Origin of the sequence: Peribacillus frigoritolerans (assembly GCF_004358755.1) — a bacterium.
GTDB lineage: Bacteria > Bacillota > Bacilli > Bacillales > Bacillaceae > Bacillus_P.
On the sequence record NZ_SMZY01000002.1, the window covers coordinates 1,042,049 to 1,059,951 of the forward strand.

The following is a 17,903-nucleotide window of genomic DNA, read 5'->3' on the forward strand; positions in this document are numbered from 1 at the left end:
CCAATAAATGAGCTGTATGCCTCCCTTCTATTATGGATATAAATAAATTATCTATATTCAGGAGGTACAGCATATGAGTAATTTAAATACTGTATTATATGATATTCATGAATACTTTATCCTTAATCCAAACCTTCTTCGTGCTTATATTGAAGATACGCAGCCGTCCGAAAATGTAAGCGGCAATTTTTCTATTACTAATAAAGCTTTAAAGCTTCATTTTAGAGATGTGCATGAAGAAGAGTATCACAGCACGCTTATTCCTGTGTTAAATGGGAATGGCCACAACATCCAATTCCACTATGGCGAGGATCATACATTGTATATATACAAAAAAGAAGAGCAGGCCAGTTAATGCCTGCTCTTCTTTTTATTTGACTGTTACACCTCTTTAGTTAGGAGGTATATGGAAAAAAGACAGTATTTCTTTCAGGCTGACAAGTATTTGTCCCGTTCCCGCTAGTAAAAGATCATATTAGGCAAGTAACAGAGATATCTGATTGAACAGAGGACTAGATGCTTACTAATTTCTCCAGTTGACATAAGTTAATAGATTGATATAATACTTTTATGCACAAAAGCATAAAAGCGTTTAAGTATAAAAGGAAGGAATTACAAGTTATGAACCATTTCAAAACCGTTCCATTTGGAGCTGCAGTCATGATTTTTCTATCGATGATTGCCATTATATTTATTAGTCTATTTTACTTAAAAACAGAACCGCACCTGCCGCTGATGCTATGTCTCGTTTTATTGAGCGGAGTTGCTTTTATCTATAAATATTCATGGAAAGAAATTGAAGCAGGGTTAGTAAAAGGAATCCAAAATGGCGTTCAGCCTATCATCATCCTTGCGTTAATCGGTATTCTGATCGGTGCTTGGATGTTCAGCGGAACCATACCGACCGTCATGATATCTGCATTGAATCTTATTGATCCAGGTTCCCTTCTCATTCTTACACTGATTTGCTGTACGATTATTTCTTCTTTAGTGGGAAGCAGTTTCACAACAGTGAGTACAGTTGGAGTGGCTCTTATGGGAGTTGCGATTGCAGCAGGTGTTCCGGCCCAGTGGGCTGCTGGAGCTGTAATTTGCGGTGCATGTTTTGGAGATAAGATGTCTCCGATGTCTGATACGACTAACTTTGCATCAGGAGTAGCATCCGTTAATATTTTCACACATATTAAGCATATGTCGAATACAACTATCCCTGCCTTCTTAATTACGGCATTCCTTTTTTGGTACTTGGGGACGACATTAACGATAAACGATGCAACACTTGAAAATATTCAGGAAATTATCTCTGTCATGGAACAGCATGTACAGATTAGCGGCTGGACGTTAATTTCTCCTCTGATAGTGATTGTCCTTGCCATGACAAGAATTCCTGTAATCCCCGCTCTTGCTGCCGGGATTGCGACAGCAGGCGCTACAGGAATCCTGCTTCAGGACGGCGCTTCTTTTGCCCAGTTTTTGAATGTCCTGCAAAATGGCACAGCTTTTGAGATTGAACAGGAAACGGTTCAGAAAATGCTGAACCGCGGCGGACTTCAATCGATGATGTGGTCGATTTCATTAATCATGATTGCTTTTGCTTTAGGAGGATTAATGGATACGATGCAGCTGATTCAAACCATTCTAAAAGGACTGATAATGCGGATCAAAGTAAAAGGTCAGTTGATTCTTGCAACGGTTTCTTCTTCTATAGGAGTAAATTTGGTGACAGGCGAGCAATACCTTTCGATTTTAATTCCTGGTCAATCATTCAAAGACGCCTATGAAAAAATGAACATTGATAAGAAATATTTATCAAGATCCTTGGAAGATGGGGGTACACTCATCAATCCATTAATTCCATGGGGAGTAAGCGGAGCCTTTTTCGCCCAGACACTTGGTGTTGACGTGATAGCGTACCTTCCATTCGCTTTCTTCCTCTACTTGTCTCCTTTATTCAGTGTGTTATTTGGTTTTTTGCCAGGCAGAAAGAAGCCTGCTGAGCAATTAGCTGCATAAGGAAAACCGCTTGATTCTTCAAGCGGTTTCTTCTTGCTTTGATACATGTACCTTATCCAATAACCTTTTCTTCGTTGATAATCATTTCTTCAAACAACCGCTGAAGCTCTCTCGCAACAGGTCCGGGCACCCCTTCTCCAACCTTCATGGAATCAATCTCCGTGACAGGTATGACCTCACTCGTCGTAGAAGTAATAAACGCTTCATCAAGCGTTTTGAGATCGTCTACTTTCAACCTCTCTTCTGCAAGCGTCAATCCGTTTTTTCTGCAAAGATCTGCAACTTTCATGCGAGTCACTCCATTTAAAATCAAATGATTCGCAGGGTGAGTATAAATAGTCCCATTTTTTACACCGTAAAAATTAGACGAAGAACCCTCTGTTATATACTCACCGCGATGAAGCAGAGCCTCGTATGCTGCATTTTCGTAAGCCTCCTGTTTGGCGAGAACATTCCCAAGCAAATTCAGGCTTTTGATATCACATCTCAGCCAGCGGATATCTTCCATAAGATACAGCTTAATGCCTTTTTCCTGCTCTTTTACAGGCTTTGAGCAAGGAATTGGATAGGCTACTATCTGAGGAGTAACATCTTTTCCCGGAAAAAGATGCTTCCTTCCTGTTACCCCGCGTGTGATTTGCATATAAACGGCACCATCATGCACTTGATTTTTCTGGATGAGTTCATTCAGCATCCCTGTTAATTCTTCTGCTGAATGCTGAATCACAATCTTAATCTCTTTTGCACTTCTGATAAATCGCTCCATGTGCTCTTTCATCGCAAAATATGAGCCATTATATACTCTGATTACCTCGTACACGCCATCCCCGAATTGATATCCTCTATCTTCAACATCAATGGATACTTCGTTTTTCTGTTTAAATTCACCGTTTAAAAGTATGTACATATGAAGGCTCCTTTGGTTAGATTGAAGGCTGTTTTCTGAAATAAATCGATTTTATTAAAAGAGATTGAATGAAAAACTTCCTCTCTCTATGTTATGATGAAACACGCTGGTCTGTAAAATGGTTTCAACTTTTTATTTGATTTTTTTACAGATTTCAGTTGAAATTTCTTTTCATGTCCATTATGATGAAATTAACCGCAAACACAACATATTGATAAAAAACCAAAATTACAATACTACATATTGAAAAAACAACAGCAAGCAAAGGTGCCAATTTATTGGCTTAAAAGGGAATCCGGTGCAAATCCGGAACTGTCCCCGCAACTGTAAGTGTGACGAACTGGGAATACCACTGTACGAGATTGAAGTATGGGAAGGACTCAGCGCAGAATGATCACAAGTCAGGAGACCTGCCATTTGATTGCTATAGTTTCGAATTCTTCGGGGACTGAGGAGATGAAACGATGGTTAATAACAGGACTGCTTGTATCCTTTTATTCTATCGTTTGATCCGCTCATGATCCCTTGAGCGGATTTTTTTTAGGCGTAAACATTCACACAACCAAGACCTGATTAAAGCCTTTGCGCTTTATTATTTTTTAGGAGGATGTCAAATGGCAACCAAAATGGCAACAATTATTTTTAATGAACTGACACTTGAAAAAGCCCCATTTTCAGAAAAACGGATAAGAGACTTCATAGGTGAAATCGGACACGGCTTCAAAGAGCTTGACCTGGATGCCTACAGCACAAGAATTGTACAAAACATCGAAGGACGCAGTGAATACACATCATCCCAAATCTCCAATCTCCTTATTCTCGAAGGCCTCTCCAATATTAGTGAGCTTGAACCTCAATGGACTTACTTTTGTGCACGCATTTATCTAAGAAAGCTATATAAGGAAGCTGCGTTCAACCGCAATCAGCCAAATGGATATGATTCGTTTCTGAACTTACTTAAAACACTGACTGATAAGGGGATATACAGTCCGCATTTGCTGAACGCATATTCAGACGAAGAAATAGAAAGCCTTTCATCAATCATTCAGCCGGAAAAAGACAAGCTGTTTACATACATTGGACTCCGCACCTTGTCGGACCGCTATTTAGCAAGAGATTTTGATAAAAAAACATTTGAACTGCCGCAGGAACGTTATCTCGTCATCGCCATGGCGCTTATGGCAAATGAAAAAACAGAGCATCGCCTTCAGCTTGTCAAAGAAGCTTACTGGGCACTCAGCAATCTTTATATGACCGTTGCTACTCCGACATTATCAAATGCAGGGAAGCCTGTCGGCCAGCTGTCGAGCTGTTTTATAGATACAGTTGATGATAGTCTGCAAGGCATCTTTGACAGCAATACAGATATTGCAAATCTTTCAAAATCCGGCGGAGGCATCGGGGTTTATTTAGGCAAAATCCGCAGCCGCGGCAGTGACATTAAAGGCTTTAAAGGAGTCTCATCCGGTGTGATCCCGTGGATGAAGCAGCTGAACAATACAGCAGTGAGCGTAGATCAGCTTGGCCAAAGAAAAGGAGCTATCGCCGTCTATCTGGATGTGTGGCATAAGGATATCTTTTCATTCCTGGATTCTAAGCTGAATAATGGCGATGAGCGCTTAAGAACTCACGATCTATTTACAGGCGTCTGCTTGCCTGATCTATTTATGGAACAGGCAGAGAACCGCGGTGACTGGCATTTATTTGACCCGCATGAAGTACGTAAAATTATGGGGTACTCCTTAGAGGATTTTTACGATGAAGGAAAAGGCTTCGGCTCATTCCGCGATAAATATTGGGAGTGCGTCAATCATCCGGAGCTGACTAAACAAACCGTACCTGCGATTGACATTATGAAAGGCATCATGAAAGGCCAGCTGGAATCAGGCACCCCCTTCATGTTCTATCGTGATGAAGTGAACCGCAGCAATCCGAATTCTCATAAAGGCATGGTCTATTGCAGCAATCTATGTACAGAGATCACTCAAAATCAGAGCGCTACGACGATGGATGAACAATATACAGAAGACGGCAAAATCATCACCGTTAAAACTCCTGGGGATTTTGTTGTCTGCAATCTGTCATCTATTAATCTGGCAAGAGCTGCCGGTGATGAAGTGCTTGAGCGCCTTATTGCCATTCAGGTCAGAATGCTGGATAACGTGATCGATTTGAATGACATACCTGTGGTGCAGGCTAAACTCACCAATCAGAAATACCGTGCAGTCGGTCTTGGAACATTCGGCTGGCATCACCTGCTAGCTTTAAAACGCCTGAAATGGGAAGACGAAGAAGCCGTACAGTATGCAGACAAATTATATGAAGAGATTGCCTTTTACACGATCCAGGCAAGCATGAAGCTTGCTGCTGAAAAAGGAGCCTACCCAGTGTTTGAAGGATCAAAATGGCATACCGGAGAGTATTTCGAAAACAGAAATTACACATCAGAACAATTGCCATGGGATGAATTAAAACAGCAGGTCATGGAAAAGGGGCTTCGCAACGGCTACTTAATGGCGGTGGCGCCTAATGCTTCCACCTCCATTCTGGCAGGCAGTACAGCAAGCATCGATCCGATTTTCCAAAAAATGTACTCTGAAGAGAAAAAGGATTATAAAATACCTGTTACTGCTCCTGATTTAAATCCAGAAACCACATGGTATTATAAATCGGCTTATTTCATTGATCAGACGTGGAGCATCAGGCAAAATGCCGCAAGACAAAAGCATATTGATCAATCCGTTTCATTTAACTTTTATGTGCAGAACACAATAAAAGCAAAAGAATTGCTGAACCTGCACCTGTCAGCCTGGAAAGCCGGCTTAAAGACCACTTATTATGTGAGGTCTACTTCAAGTGCCATAGAAGATTGTGAATCTTGTGCGAGCTAAAAGGAGAGACAAATCATGACGCATTCATTAAAACCAAGGTCCATTATGGATTCGGAAGCACCCAACCGGTCCACGGCCATTATTAACGGCAGCAGCTCCAATGTATTGAACTGGGACGATGTAACGTATCCCTGGGCCTACGCAAAATACAAAAAAATGCTGGCCAACTTCTGGACACCGTTTGAAATTAATATGTCCGGAGATATTAAGCAGTTCCCGCAATTATCAAAAGATGAGCAGGATGCTTTTCTGAAAATCATCGGACTTCTTGCCCTGCTTGACAGCATTCAGACAGACTATGCGGGAAAAGTTGCAGACTATATAACAGATTCAAGCGTTAACGCATTGATGATTATGCTCGCCCAGCAGGAAGTGATTCATAACCATTCATACTCGTATGTTCTCTCAAGCATTGTTCCAAAGCACGTTCAGGATGAAGTTTTTGAATATTGGAGAAGCGAGCCTATTTTAAGAAAACGGAATGAGTTTGTCACGAACGGCTATCAGGCCTTTGCAGAGGAACCGAATGTCAGCAATCTGCTCAAATCCATTGTGTATGATGTCATTCTTGAAGGTCTGTTTTTTTACTCGGGATTTGCTTATTTCTACAATCTTGCACGCAATCAAAAAATGGTCGCTACAAGCACGATGATTAATTACATTAACCGGGACGAACAAATACATGTAGATTTGTTTGTGAAAATCTTTAAAGAAGTGCTGCGCGAGTACCCGGAATATCAGACAGAGGAACTCGCAGCTTTTGTAAAAGAAACCTTTATGGAAGCTGCAGCTCTTGAAATTGAGTGGGGCCGCTTTATCATTGGCAACAAAATCGACGGCATTCATATGAAAGACGTTGAGGATTATATTAAATTTTATGCAAATGTCAGATGCAATCAGCTTGGATTTGACCGCCCATTTGAAGAAAACCGGACGAATCCTCTGAAGTGGATCAAAGCCTATGAAGAAGTCGATCTTGGAAAGTCTGATTTCTTTGAACAAAAGTCGCGGCAGTATACGAAAGTCAACTCCATTGATAACGGATTTGATGACCTATAATAAGAAATGGACCGTCTACTATTCTACTATTAACTGTTCAGTTTTGAGGGAGAAACCAACAAAATGCAGTAAATGGGTATTAAATTGCAAAGCAATTTGTACCCGTTTTTTGTTGTTATAACGGGGATTTAAGGGTGTTTTTCAACATGGCCTCAGTCCTAAAATTGTTCACCTAACAATTCTTATTAAACTAACGCACCCGATCGTTCAAAAAGCAACTGCTCAACTGTTTTCATCTAAAAGGTTTAAGTCCAAAGAAATGCATATCTATTTCTGTATTAGTGAAAAATACGGAAGAGGTGAGAACAAATGGAAAATGACAATTTAAAACTTACATCTTCCGAAATAGGAACACTATGGGGGGAGTATGTAAACGGAACAATGGCCGAGATAGTAAATAGGTATATGATTTCTATTTTGGAAGACGAATCAATAAAGGAAGTTTTTGAGATAGCCATTGAGACATGGGAAAAGCAAAAGAAGCAGCTTGTTTCCTTTATTGAGAAAGAGGGATTTCCAGTTCCCATTGGATTTACTGAGTCCGACCTTAATAAAAGTGCAGAGAGATTGTTTTCTGACACATTCTGCTTAAATTATTTACATATTATGACTATACATGGTTTATTGGGTCATACAACTGCTTTAAGTGTTTCTGTCAGAAAGGACCTACGGGAATTTTACAATTCATGTGATAATGATGCAAAAAGGATGTACGATTTAACCATTGAGTTATTGCTTAAAAAAGGAAAATTCCAAAGAGACCCCTATTTCTATCCTAATGAGAGCCCTGAATTTATTTCTACAAAAGATTTTACTGATGGATTCTTCGGAAAAGGGAGACTTTTATCTGCTTCAGAAATAATCACTATTTCTCTTAACATTAAAAAGAGCATTATGGCAAAAGCTATTTCAATTGGATTCAGTCAAGTCACTGAATCGAAAGAAGTAAGAAATTTTTTTGAGGAATTAGAAAAAGCATCAGATGAAAACTTACAAGCCCTTTCAAAAATTATGCACAAGGATAATTTGCCAGTTCCAATGTCGTGGGAATCAGAGGTAACAACGTCAAAAGACTCTCCTTTTTCAGATAAATTAATGTTGTATCATATGGGTTTCTTGCTTCAAACTGCACAAGTATATTACGGGACAGGTCTAGCAGGAGCCATGCGAACAGACCTAGCTGTAGTTTATGAAAAAGCAATTCTAAAAACATTAGCAATTACTAAAAAATGGTTTGATATTATGGTGAAAAACAAGTGGTTAGAACAGCCGCCACTTGCTCCCAATAGAAAAGAACTTGCACAAGATAAATAAGTTATACCCCTCACTAGTGAGGGGTATAACTTATTTATCTTATTAATTTAATGGATAATTGCAGTGTGAAATTTCACTGCAAATTCATTTGCATTTTTCACTACATGTTGAATTTTCCTCATCCAAAACGGAACCCGTTAGTCTATTATTAGACGGATATTTTTTAACATTTTTTCTGTAATAAGTGATACAAAAACATCTTTATTTCGTTATTCTATATACAAAGAAAGACTATCCTTCAAAGTTTCAAATTGCGACAATTAATGATATCCTTTAATTTATGAAAGTCTGATCAAATTAGAGGAGATTGGGAGATGACAGTAAACGACGACACTTTATTGTACGAAAGAATCCGCAATAAAGATAAAGATGCCCTTGAAATCATGTACGATCGTTACGAAAAACTGCTTTTTTCATTTGCCTGCCGCATCACTCATGATCAATCTCTTGCTGAAGAAGTACTGCAGGACGTATTTATGAAGCTTTGGCATGGGAACCGTGTGTATGACAGCAGCAAAGGAAAGTTTACTTCTTGGCTATTAACCATCACAAGAAATCAGGCAATCGATCTGATTCGCAAACATAAAAAAACCGATACCGTTGAAATTATGGAAAAAGACTCTGTATCAAGTTCCGAACACTCTGTCGAAAATGAAGTAGAGTGGCTTCTGCAGGGTGAAATATTGAGAGAAGCTGTTTCCAAGCTGAAAACGGAACAGCAGCAAATGATTGAGCTCTTTTATTTTAAAGGCTTCACTCAGCAGAAAATTTCAGAAGAATATCAAATTCCGCTCGGCACCGTCAAAGGAAGGATACGGCTTGCACTGAAGCATTTAAGGAGCACGCTGGGCAAAGAAGGGAGGGTCATAGATGAATAACCAAATGTGCGATAAACTATTCGATTATTTTAATGAGACGATGACAGCTGTAGAGAAAAGAGAATTCGAAGCTCATTTGGAGTCTTGTTCTGACTGTTCGGCAGAACTTCAAGAATTAACTGCTTTAACAGAAGACCTTCCTTATCTTTCTGAACCTGTAGAGCCTCCTAAAGAAATGAAACAGCGTATTTTAGGAAGCATCCTGAATGAGGATCCTGCAAATCATTCGCCTGAGCCTGTTTTTGTCAAAGAAAAAGAAGTTCACTCTGCAGAAAAAAAAGACAAAATTGTACCAATTAAAGCAGAAAAAAGGCCTAATAAGTTTCTTCTTCCTTCCGTTGCTGCCTTGCTTTTTGCATCACTTCTCGGAAATGGCTATTTCTTAACACAAATGGCTGATGAGCCTCCCAAAGATGCAGCATTCAGCAATGAAGATTTGAAAAAACAAGTTGCGCTTGCCCCTGTTGATGAGCAAATGAAGAATGTAACGGCAATGGCTTCACTGATAAAAAACGATTCTAAAGAAATGGTTGTCCTTCAGGCTGAACAGCTAAAGCAGCTGAAAGACGGAGAAGTGTATCAAATCTGGCTGATTGAGAATGAAAAGCCAGTAGCAGCCGGTTCATTCGTTCCAGATTCATCAGGACATGGTGCCGTCATGTACGAAATGAACCTGGAAGGCGAGCTGAATTGGGATACGATAGCCATAACGATTGAACCAAAAGCAGGAAACAAAGCTCCTGAAGGTGCTGTGGTTCTTGCTTCACAGCTCTAGCCAACTTAAGAAGGTACGGTAAACCGTACCCTCTTTTTTATTTGACTAAACCATTTATCTGAATTTTCTTTCTTTAAACTCATGAAGAGACTATCCGCTTGGATAGTCTCCCTATTTATTGTCCATGAAAGTTGTTCATATCCCGATTGACATTATGAATTTGCTGTTCTGCTCTCATTGCTTCAGCTTTAGGATCAGAGTGATAAACATTTAATTTTCTTCTTCGTTTTGTCCTTAAATCGCTGATCCAGCCAATTAAGACTAAAACAAGAAAACCAGCTGGCAGCCAAGCCGACAATGGCATATCACGTACCTCTTAAGATTCGCTACGCTGTCTATACCTGTATAGTGGTTTTAATCTACAGTCATGCATTTTTCACCAGAGACAAAATTATCAAGGATTCACACGGTGTCTTTAAACGGCTGATTGTTACTTTACTTCTTCCTCTTCCGTTTTTTCAATTAAAGTTGCTTCGTACATTTCCTCATCCGTCTGCACTTTAATACTCTCTTCCACACGAATTCTTCCTTTACCCATTTTATCTCCTCCTTTATTGATATCATAATTAAACTGAAAATTTAGTAAATAATGATATATCCCTATTTATTTGACTTTTTTTTGAATTGAGTCAAAGGTAAGGTCAAAATACATCGTTCTTTTAAGGTGGATTTTCGACTCCCGTATTTGAAAAAGCCAAGCGTGACACGATTTAACAATCATTTGAAAATAAGGGTCTTTTTACTTAGCTGACCTTGTAACTTTTTTTGTTATCCTGCTGTATTTTTAAAAAACATGTCATTTAATGGATGCTCTTCTTTTTAAAGCGGCCTCCTCTTACTTCCGTTATATTCGCTACGGCTAAAAAGGCAGAAGGATCCAATTCCTCAACGATTGATTTTAACTTTGCTTCTTCAAGTCTTGTAATGACACAAAATATAACCTTCTTATTATCGCCCGTATAAGCTCCTTCGCCGTTCAAGTATGTTACTCCCCTGCCAAGGCGATCCAAAATTGCCTGACCAACCTCATCCGGGTTCTCACTTATAATCCATGCTGATTTAGACTCATCAAGACCCTGAACGACCACATCAATCGTTTTATAAGCGATGAAATAAGCGATCAGGGAATACATCGCCCGGTCCCAGCCAAATACAAAACCCGCACTGCCTAAAATAAACAGGTTAAAAAACATGATAATCTCCCCGACGGAAAATGGAGATTGCTTATTAAACAGAATCGCCAGAACTTCTGTCCCATCAAGCGACCCGCCATACCTGATAACCAGGCCGACTCCAATGCCGAGGATAATTCCGCCAAATACAGATGCGAGCAAGAGATCCTCCGTCAGCACAGGAACAGGGTGAAGCAAAACCGTCGCAGCCGACATAATTCCGACACCGAACAAGGTGGAAAGCGCAAATGTCTTTCCAATCTGGTTGTAGCCAATAAAGAAAAAAGGCACGTTCAGAAAAAACAAGTAAATACCAAGCTTCACTTTCGTCAGATGAGAAAGGATAATGGAAATTCCCACAATCCCCCCATCTATCACACGATTAGGAACGAGGAAAATTTCCAGACCTATTGCCATCAAGACTGCACCGAAACAAATCAGCACCATGCGTTTGCCAATTTCAGCTTTTGGCAGCTTTTTGTGCTGTTTGATGACGGACATTTGATGGGGCTCCATTTATCCTCCTCCTTTTAGTCACTCTTTGTCATTTCAGTTATATATTAAAATATAGATGCAGAAGACTGCTTAAATGACTGATTTCAAAAAAAAACACCCCTATTCAGGGTGTTTGACAGTAACTCTAAGCGGATAATCTGTGATAAAATAAATAGTAAGAAAATTCAGACGGTGATGCGAATGAAAATGATTAATATTTGTGTAAAATGCAGCGGAAAAGGAAAGGTCAGATCAAAGCTTCCATTTTTCAAAAAAGCATGTCCTGCATGCAACGGGACGGGAAAGCGCCAAACAACCATTAAAAATTCGAAACGCGCTTGACCCCTCCCCCCTTTTTTATTCTATTCCAGCCCTTTGCTCATGGCTTTTTTATTTACAGCAATGACTGCATGTTTTATTAAGTCGTCAAATCCGCCTTCTTTAAGGACTTTTATTCCCTCAGCAGTAGCTCCTCCTGGTGTTGTCACTTGCTCTCGAAGTTCTTTTGGAGCAAGCTTCTCTTTCAGCATGGAAGATGAGCCGGCCAGCATCTGCGAGACAAGCCTGACGGCAGTTTCATTAGAGACTCCGTAGGACTCCGCCTGATTGATTAAACTCTCTGAAAATGCATAAAGAAAAGCCGGAGCGCTTCCCGTGATTGCAGTTAATTGATGAACCTGTTCTTCTGTGCACTCCTCAGCTTCGCCAATGGCATCAAGCACTTGCTTCAGCATGCTTTTATGATTTTGAAGCACTGCTTTCCCGTATGCGACAAGCGACATCGATTCGCCTATTTCTGATGCTGTATTCGGCATCACCCATGCAGCCGGGGTATTCTCAGGCAGATGCTCTTCTAAGAAAGATGGCCCGATACCCGCAGCTATCGTTACAACAAAATGATTATGTATGAACGGTTTCATTTCATGCAATAAATTCAAATGCACTTCAGGAGGCATTGCAAGAACAACCATATCCGCTTTTTCAATATCTTCCTTCCAATTGAAAGAAGGGATGACTTGATACTTCTTCTGCAGGTAAATGAGTTTCTCTTTATTCTTATGATTGGATACATAAATGTCTTTTACGTTTGAAGATTGAACAAGCCCGGATAAAATGGATTCTGCCATTCGTCCTGCTCCAATAAATAAAATCGTGCTTTTTTTCAAAAAATGACTTCCTCTCTTTATCGACTATTGTTATTTTATCAAATTATCAAACTTGAGAGTACAAAAAAACCGGCGTTGAAACACCGGCTATCAGCTATACTGCTTTGTTTTTTCAAATGTATCCTGTTTAGCGGATTCCACATAAATAGTACGGCTTGGGAATGCAAAACCTACACCCTCTTCTTCAAGAATCGCCATAATCTTATAATTAATATCCTGCTTCACACTTAAATGGTCTGCATAGGCTGTTGTTTTCGTGAAGAAATTCAAGAAAATATCAAGGCTGTCGCCAAAAGCATTAAAGATCACATTGATTGTGTCATCATGTATACCATCGTGCTCAGACAGCATAAGTTCAATTCTCTTCACACACGTTTTCAGCTGAGATTCAGTTGTATCGTATGTCACTCCAATTGTGAATTGAATTTGCCTTTTGCCCATTTTTGTCCAGTTCGTAATGGGCTCATTGGCAAGAGTAGAGTTTGGCACGGTTACAAGCGCCTGAGGAAATGTCCGGATTCTCGTGCTTCTGAAAGAGATATCCTCTACAACCCCTTCTACACTTGGCGTCTTAATCCAGTCGCCGAGTGTAAACGGCTTTTCTGTAATGATAATGATTCCGCCAAAGAAATTGCCGATTGTTTCTTTCGCTGCAAGGGCAAATGCAAGTCCTCCAAGTCCGAGTCCTGCCACAAAACCATTTACATCATAGTTGAATTCCTGCGCAATGATGCTGAATGTAAGCGCAAGTATAAGAAAGCGCATGACCTTTGATAAAAAGGGGCCAAGAATATCATCCATCTCAAGTTCAAAACGCTGATTCACTTTGTCAAACAAGAGAGATGAAGATGCCGTCAGATTGTAAAGCCCCCATGCAATCGTCATCACGATGGAAGATCGATAAAATTGACTCAGCACTTCCCTTTGATTTTCGAAAAATGGCGAATATAGAATGGCCAAATATAGACCGATCAGGATAAAAAACATGCGCAGCGGTTTTTCATAAGCAACCAGAACATTCCTGAAAATATCAGTCGGCGTTTTGTTGCTGAACTTCAATATCATTTTGAATACGTATTTCGTGAAAAGTTTGCGAAGGACCATAAACAGCACGAAAATCCCGATGCTTACGGCAATTTGAATCAAACTTTCCATTGTCATATATTTTTCAAACATGAACTTCTCTCCTTACTCTTCATACCTAATGTATTCACAAAATACTATTATACTAAACTCTTCGAAAACCTCATCGTCTTTTGGTCCCTATTATTTTTAAAAAACTGGTAACTTTGAGGCTGCTTCCTGCGTCTTTCTTGTAACATCACAAAATGAAGGGCGGCAGAAACATGCATCACAACGTTATTTACCGAAATGAAGCTTACACCCTTTTTCACAAGTATGAAAGCGGATATTGTGAAATCTTAAAAACAAAGGGTTATTCGATGGTTATTCTTGTACATGAATCTGAGCTCCTTTATAAATAGTATATAAAGTTAGTATTTCAGTTCAACTTTCTGGATTTTTACAGGGAATTCTGATACCGTTATCATTAAATCAATCCTGGGAGAGGTCTTAAATATGTCACTTAATACATGGTTTGCTAAAGGATTAACTGCACAGGAATATATCGAAAAAATGAATGTCAATAAAGAAGAAATGAACACCATCTATCAGCAATTTACACTTGATGAAGACGACGTATCTATTCTTGAGAGCATCCGCAATCAATCCCTTCGCGTCATTGTTCTCACAGAGGACTGGTGCGGAGATGCGATGCTGAATAACCCTATTCTATTAAAAATAGCTGAAGAAGCAGGAATGGATGTCCGCTTTTTGCTGCGTGACTCGAACTTGGAGCTCATGGATCAATATTTAACCAATGGTACATCACGTGCGATTCCCATCTTCATTTTCATCGATCAAGAAGGAAACGAAAAAGCTGTCTGGGGACCCCGCGCTCCTAAAATTCAGCAGCTCGTTGACCGCCTGAGAAAACCGCTGCCGGATAAAGAGCACCCGGATTTCAAAACAAAGCAATCAGAAATGATTCAAACATTAACGGCATCCTATAAAGAAGACGAATCACTATGGAAAGAAGTTTCATATAGCATTATTACCACGCTTAAAAAGAAGAGATTGCACGTTTAATCCGCTAAGGCAATAATTGCTTTTAAAACATCCTATCAAACTAATTAGCTCTGGCCCTTACTAAGAAAAGCGCAAGCGCCCGTTTAGCGCAGGCATGACAGATAAGGATCCGCCAGTAAAGGCGCTTTTTGCCTTTACTGGCGGATCCGTTCTGGCCGAGGAGTTGGGCGATTCCGCTCGCCATCGAAGCGCAAAATTTTATACTTTCTTATCTCTAGAAAAAGAAGTCACCTCACCCGGTGACTTCTTTTTTACATATACTCACTTCAAGACCCATTTCAACGTTCCCTTTAATCGCACGGCTGATCATGCAGGAGCTCTCCGCCCGCTCAGCAAGCTTTCCAGCAAGCACTTCATCTTTTGCAGATGCTGTGCTTTTTAACACAATGACAGGCCGATGAATGATTTTTTTATAGGTAATGACACCATTAGTAACATCGACAATTCCCTCTGATGTCATGGTAAGGTCTTCTTTTTCCAATCGGCTGCGCTCCATCATTGCTGCAAGTGTAATGATATAGCAGGTTGCAGCTGCGCCCAGGAGCATTTCGTCAGGGTTTGTGCCGATGCCAGGACCGTCCATTTCCGGCGGAATCGACACCTGTGTTTTTAAATTCCCGCTTTCGATTTCCCCAACATCGTTTCTAAGGCCAGGCCAATGTGCTTTTAAATGAAAAGAATGTACCGGCATGGAAATCCCTCCTTTTACTTAAGTATAAATCCTGGATCGTACAATGTCCTTTAATCAGGCTGCTGATTAGCTGACAGCAACATTCGCCATGAAAGCAAGATATGCAGAAACTATGAATAAAACCGCAAATGCACATGCTGCATATGCATTTCTTTTTTTCATAAAGCTGACCACCATCATGCCAATAAAAAGGGCAGCAAAAACAAAGAGCAGAATTCCATTCCATGTAAAAGCAAATCCGATCTCCATTGGCGCCTCAATTTTCATTCCTTTACTAAATTCAAATAAAGGCGAAGCCCCGTCAGAACGAAGTGTTGTGCTGACATCATGAGGAGGAGCCTGTGTACCTAGTACTCCTGTTAAGAAAAAAACAATCATTACGACAATACTCTCAGCTCTTACCCAGGCGAGAGCCTGAAAATGACCGGCTCTTTTGCCTACAAAGCCATTTAAAAAAGCAAATACAAGCAAAGGGACTATACTGATATGTTTTAATAAAATCACTTGCCCGTACGATAAACTCCAGGCAGCAGCATAATCTTTCAGATCAACGACAAATGTCATAACGATTAACCCGCTTGCCGTCAAAACGGTCATACATACGAGAGCAAACGGCGTAAACCAGTTCAGGAAAGCCTGCCAATTCTCCGCTTTTTTTGAAAACCAGGCTGCATGAAGCAAAACGCCCGTCCACAGTGTGACGGAAAGAAAATGAATGCTGTGAGAGGCGATTCCGGGCCAGAAGGATAATGATGCAGCGTGGCTGGCATATCCTAAAGCTATAATCATGAAAAGCAGCAGCAGCCCCTGAATAGATTTTGGACCATCTAAATAAATCACAATCCATAGACAGGCGGCGGCAGCTGCTGTCATCAACCACGATTGGCCTGTCTGAAAATCAGCCAAAACCGATTGTATCGTTTGACTGATCCCGGCTATTTGATAGAAATTCAGGATAATGTTTAAAACAGGAAAAAAAGAAAAAAGAGCGATTAACAACACCGATAACAGCAAAAATTCTTTTGGAAGCCGTATATCAGGTTTCTTGTCTTTTTTGACAAACTGCAGGACAACATGCCCAATTAAGAAAGAGAAGAGAACATACGTGATCCCTTCTCCTATCGGTATAAGATAAGCCATGCTGATCAGCCTTTCTTTTTCATTAAGAGAACGATGCCAATCACGGCAATAACACCAATTGCTACAAGAATAACCGTCATGACCGGGCTGTTCTCAGACCGCTCTGACTCCGCGTTTTCAGCCTGTTGATCTGTTTGTGCTGTCTTATCATTTTCCGCATTTTGATCATCCTCATTCATTGCTGTTTCATCATCAGTGGATGGTTGAGGCTCTTCTTCCTTGACCTCTTGCTGAACGGTAAAGGCAAGAGTGCCTTCCATCTCATGTCCGTCTTCACCGATGATTTTCCAATCTGCTGTGTATGATCCATTTTCAAGTTCACTTGAAGAAATTCCTTTAAGTGTTTCTCCTTCAGCCTTCACTTCCAGGGGTACGTCAGCGCCATCTCTAGTTAAGGTCATCGTACTCAGTGACTCAATGGGTGTATCAAAGGTTAACTCAATTTCTTTAACCGGTTCTGTTACGGTCGAACCTTCTTCAGGATTTGATGAGGTCATATGAGTATGTGCAAAAGCTGTATTCGGTAAAATGAGCAGAACGAGCATTCCAAATAGAGAAAGTATTTTTTTCATATGTATCTTCCTTTCTAGAGGTAAATTCTAATTTTCATTTTAACATGATGTTTCAGCTTCCAATTCGCCGAATTTCGACAGTTTTCTAAACACTGTCCCTCTTCTTAAAGGTTTGTTTAAAAAGCAAACGGTATACTCCTCTATTTGGATGTTCACTTTCAAATAAAAAAACCGGGAATGTAATCACCCGAGTTTTTCTGCCGTTGTCTGCAATTGTTTCATATCATCCAGCAATAGCTGCTTATCTGTGTCTTGCTCTATTAGATTGCTTGCTTGAAGTGCTTTTACGAAGTAGAGATTGAAGTTAGCCAGATCCTCTGCTGTAAAATAGGCCCTTGCAAGCCCCTCATATGCATAAGCTAAATCAAAATCACCAATCTGATTGGACAGACAGATTTCCAGATTGCGGTTTGCATGATAGAGGGCTGGCTCAGGTCTGCCGGCAATCGCATACACCCTTGCTATTTGCCATTCTCCGCGCGAGAGGTTAACCGCTGTGCCAACCTGCTCCCAATGATATCTTGATGCATGCGCCATATGAATCATCGCATCTGTTTCATCGGGTGTGCGGTCCTGTTTTTCCATCAAGTTCCACACTCCATTGAATAAAGACACCGCACATTTTTTATGAAAATCGTTGCTCGCATCAACTGCTGTTTCACTATCCACCCTAATCTCCCTT

General features: G+C 40.3%; 18 protein-coding genes and 1 riboswitch. Of the genes, 8 read left to right on the plus strand and 10 right to left on the minus strand.

Features of this window, described 5'->3' with window-relative positions:
* Positions 1–73 precede the first annotated feature (73 nt).
* Both E2R53_RS12505 and nhaC read left to right on the plus strand, forming a co-directional pair.
* Complete coding sequence (locus E2R53_RS12505) at positions 74–355, plus strand: hypothetical protein (RefSeq protein WP_133312053.1); 282 nt, start codon at positions 74–76, stop codon at positions 353–355.
* A 266-nt stretch (positions 356–621) separates the two neighbouring features.
* Entirely contained in the window at positions 622–2,013 is a 1,392-nt protein-coding gene (gene nhaC / locus E2R53_RS12510) for a Na+/H+ antiporter NhaC (protein ID WP_133312054.1), read from the plus strand.
* Positions 2,014–2,065: 52 nt separating this feature from the next.
* On the opposite strand, the gene dat is transcribed toward nhaC, so the two are convergent.
* Positions 2,066–2,920, minus strand: coding sequence for a D-amino-acid transaminase (gene dat / locus E2R53_RS12515; protein WP_133312055.1), 855 nt, complete (start codon positions 2,918–2,920; stop codon positions 2,066–2,068).
* A 249-nt stretch (positions 2,921–3,169) separates the two neighbouring features.
* A riboswitch (cobalamin riboswitch) is annotated at positions 3,170–3,352 on the plus strand.
* A 182-nt stretch (positions 3,353–3,534) separates the two neighbouring features.
* On the opposite strand from dat, the gene E2R53_RS12520 reads away from it, so the two are divergent.
* From E2R53_RS12520 to E2R53_RS12540, 5 genes are all read left to right on the plus strand, one after another.
* Positions 3,535–5,811 carry a ribonucleoside-diphosphate reductase subunit alpha gene (locus tag E2R53_RS12520; RefSeq protein WP_133312056.1) on the plus strand — a complete coding sequence of 759 codons (2,277 nt, stop codon included), beginning with the start codon at positions 3,535–3,537 and terminating at the stop codon, positions 5,809–5,811.
* 15 nt (positions 5,812–5,826) lie between these two features.
* Positions 5,827–6,870, plus strand: a complete 1,044-nt coding sequence (locus E2R53_RS12525; protein WP_133312057.1) for a ribonucleotide-diphosphate reductase subunit beta — start codon at positions 5,827–5,829, stop codon at positions 6,868–6,870.
* 309 nt (positions 6,871–7,179) lie between these two features.
* Complete coding sequence (locus tag E2R53_RS12530) at positions 7,180–8,184, plus strand: DUF3231 family protein (RefSeq protein ID WP_133312058.1); 1,005 nt, start codon at positions 7,180–7,182, stop codon at positions 8,182–8,184.
* Positions 8,185–8,498: 314 nt separating this feature from the next.
* Positions 8,499–9,062, plus strand: a complete 564-nt coding sequence (locus tag E2R53_RS12535; RefSeq protein WP_133312059.1) for an RNA polymerase sigma factor — start codon at positions 8,499–8,501, stop codon at positions 9,060–9,062.
* The gene (locus E2R53_RS12540) at positions 9,055–9,837 is read left to right on the plus strand and encodes an anti-sigma factor (protein ID WP_133312281.1); all 783 of its coding nucleotides are present in this window, start codon (positions 9,055–9,057) and stop codon (positions 9,835–9,837) included. Before E2R53_RS12535 ends, E2R53_RS12540 begins: the two co-directional genes overlap by 8 nt.
* Before the next feature lie 115 nt (positions 9,838–9,952).
* On the opposite strand, the gene E2R53_RS12545 is transcribed toward E2R53_RS12540, so the two are convergent.
* The 5 genes from E2R53_RS12545 to E2R53_RS12560 all read right to left on the minus strand — a co-directional run bounded on the left by E2R53_RS12545 (position 9,953) and on the right by E2R53_RS12560 (position 13,846).
* Positions 9,953–10,141 (minus strand): hypothetical protein, encoded by a 189-nt coding sequence (locus tag E2R53_RS12545; RefSeq protein ID WP_133312060.1) that lies wholly within the window; start codon positions 10,139–10,141, stop codon positions 9,953–9,955.
* Positions 10,142–10,267: 126 nt separating this feature from the next.
* Positions 10,268–10,375 (minus strand): YhdX family protein, encoded by a 108-nt coding sequence (locus E2R53_RS23285; protein ID WP_165970975.1) that lies wholly within the window; start codon positions 10,373–10,375, stop codon positions 10,268–10,270.
* 262 nt (positions 10,376–10,637) lie between these two features.
* Positions 10,638–11,525 carry a YitT family protein gene (locus E2R53_RS12550; protein WP_165970976.1) on the minus strand — a complete coding sequence of 296 codons (888 nt, stop codon included), beginning with the start codon at positions 11,523–11,525 and terminating at the stop codon, positions 10,638–10,640.
* 341 nt (positions 11,526–11,866) lie between these two features.
* Positions 11,867–12,670 (minus strand): pyrroline-5-carboxylate reductase, encoded by an 804-nt coding sequence (gene proC / locus E2R53_RS12555; RefSeq protein WP_286166166.1) that lies wholly within the window; start codon positions 12,668–12,670, stop codon positions 11,867–11,869.
* Positions 12,671–12,760: 90 nt separating this feature from the next.
* A complete protein-coding gene (locus E2R53_RS12560; protein ID WP_133312061.1) occupies positions 12,761–13,846 on the minus strand; it encodes a mechanosensitive ion channel family protein in 1,086 nt (361 codons plus the stop codon).
* Positions 13,847–14,248: 402 nt separating this feature from the next.
* Here E2R53_RS12560 and E2R53_RS12565 point away from each other — a divergent pair, with 402 nt between their 5' ends.
* On the plus strand, positions 14,249–14,818 hold the full coding sequence (locus tag E2R53_RS12565) for a thioredoxin family protein (RefSeq protein ID WP_133312062.1): 570 nt from the start codon (positions 14,249–14,251) through the stop codon (positions 14,816–14,818).
* Positions 14,819–15,050: 232 nt separating this feature from the next.
* On the opposite strand, the gene E2R53_RS12570 is transcribed toward E2R53_RS12565, so the two are convergent.
* The 4 genes from E2R53_RS12570 to E2R53_RS12585 form a co-directional block, all read right to left on the minus strand.
* The gene (locus E2R53_RS12570; RefSeq protein WP_133312063.1) at positions 15,051–15,509 is read right to left on the minus strand and encodes an OsmC family protein; all 459 of its coding nucleotides are present in this window, start codon (positions 15,507–15,509) and stop codon (positions 15,051–15,053) included.
* A 66-nt stretch (positions 15,510–15,575) separates the two neighbouring features.
* A complete protein-coding gene (locus tag E2R53_RS12575; RefSeq protein ID WP_133312064.1) occupies positions 15,576–16,649 on the minus strand; it encodes a copper resistance D family protein in 1,074 nt (357 codons plus the stop codon).
* Between the two features lie 5 nt (positions 16,650–16,654).
* Positions 16,655–17,221: a copper resistance CopC family protein gene (locus tag E2R53_RS12580; RefSeq protein WP_133312065.1), complete on the minus strand. Its 567-nt coding sequence runs from the start codon at positions 17,219–17,221 to the stop codon at positions 16,655–16,657.
* 183 nt (positions 17,222–17,404) lie between these two features.
* Complete coding sequence (locus E2R53_RS12585) at positions 17,405–17,890, minus strand: hypothetical protein (RefSeq protein ID WP_286166167.1); 486 nt, start codon at positions 17,888–17,890, stop codon at positions 17,405–17,407.
* Positions 17,891–17,903: the final 13 nt, after the last annotated feature.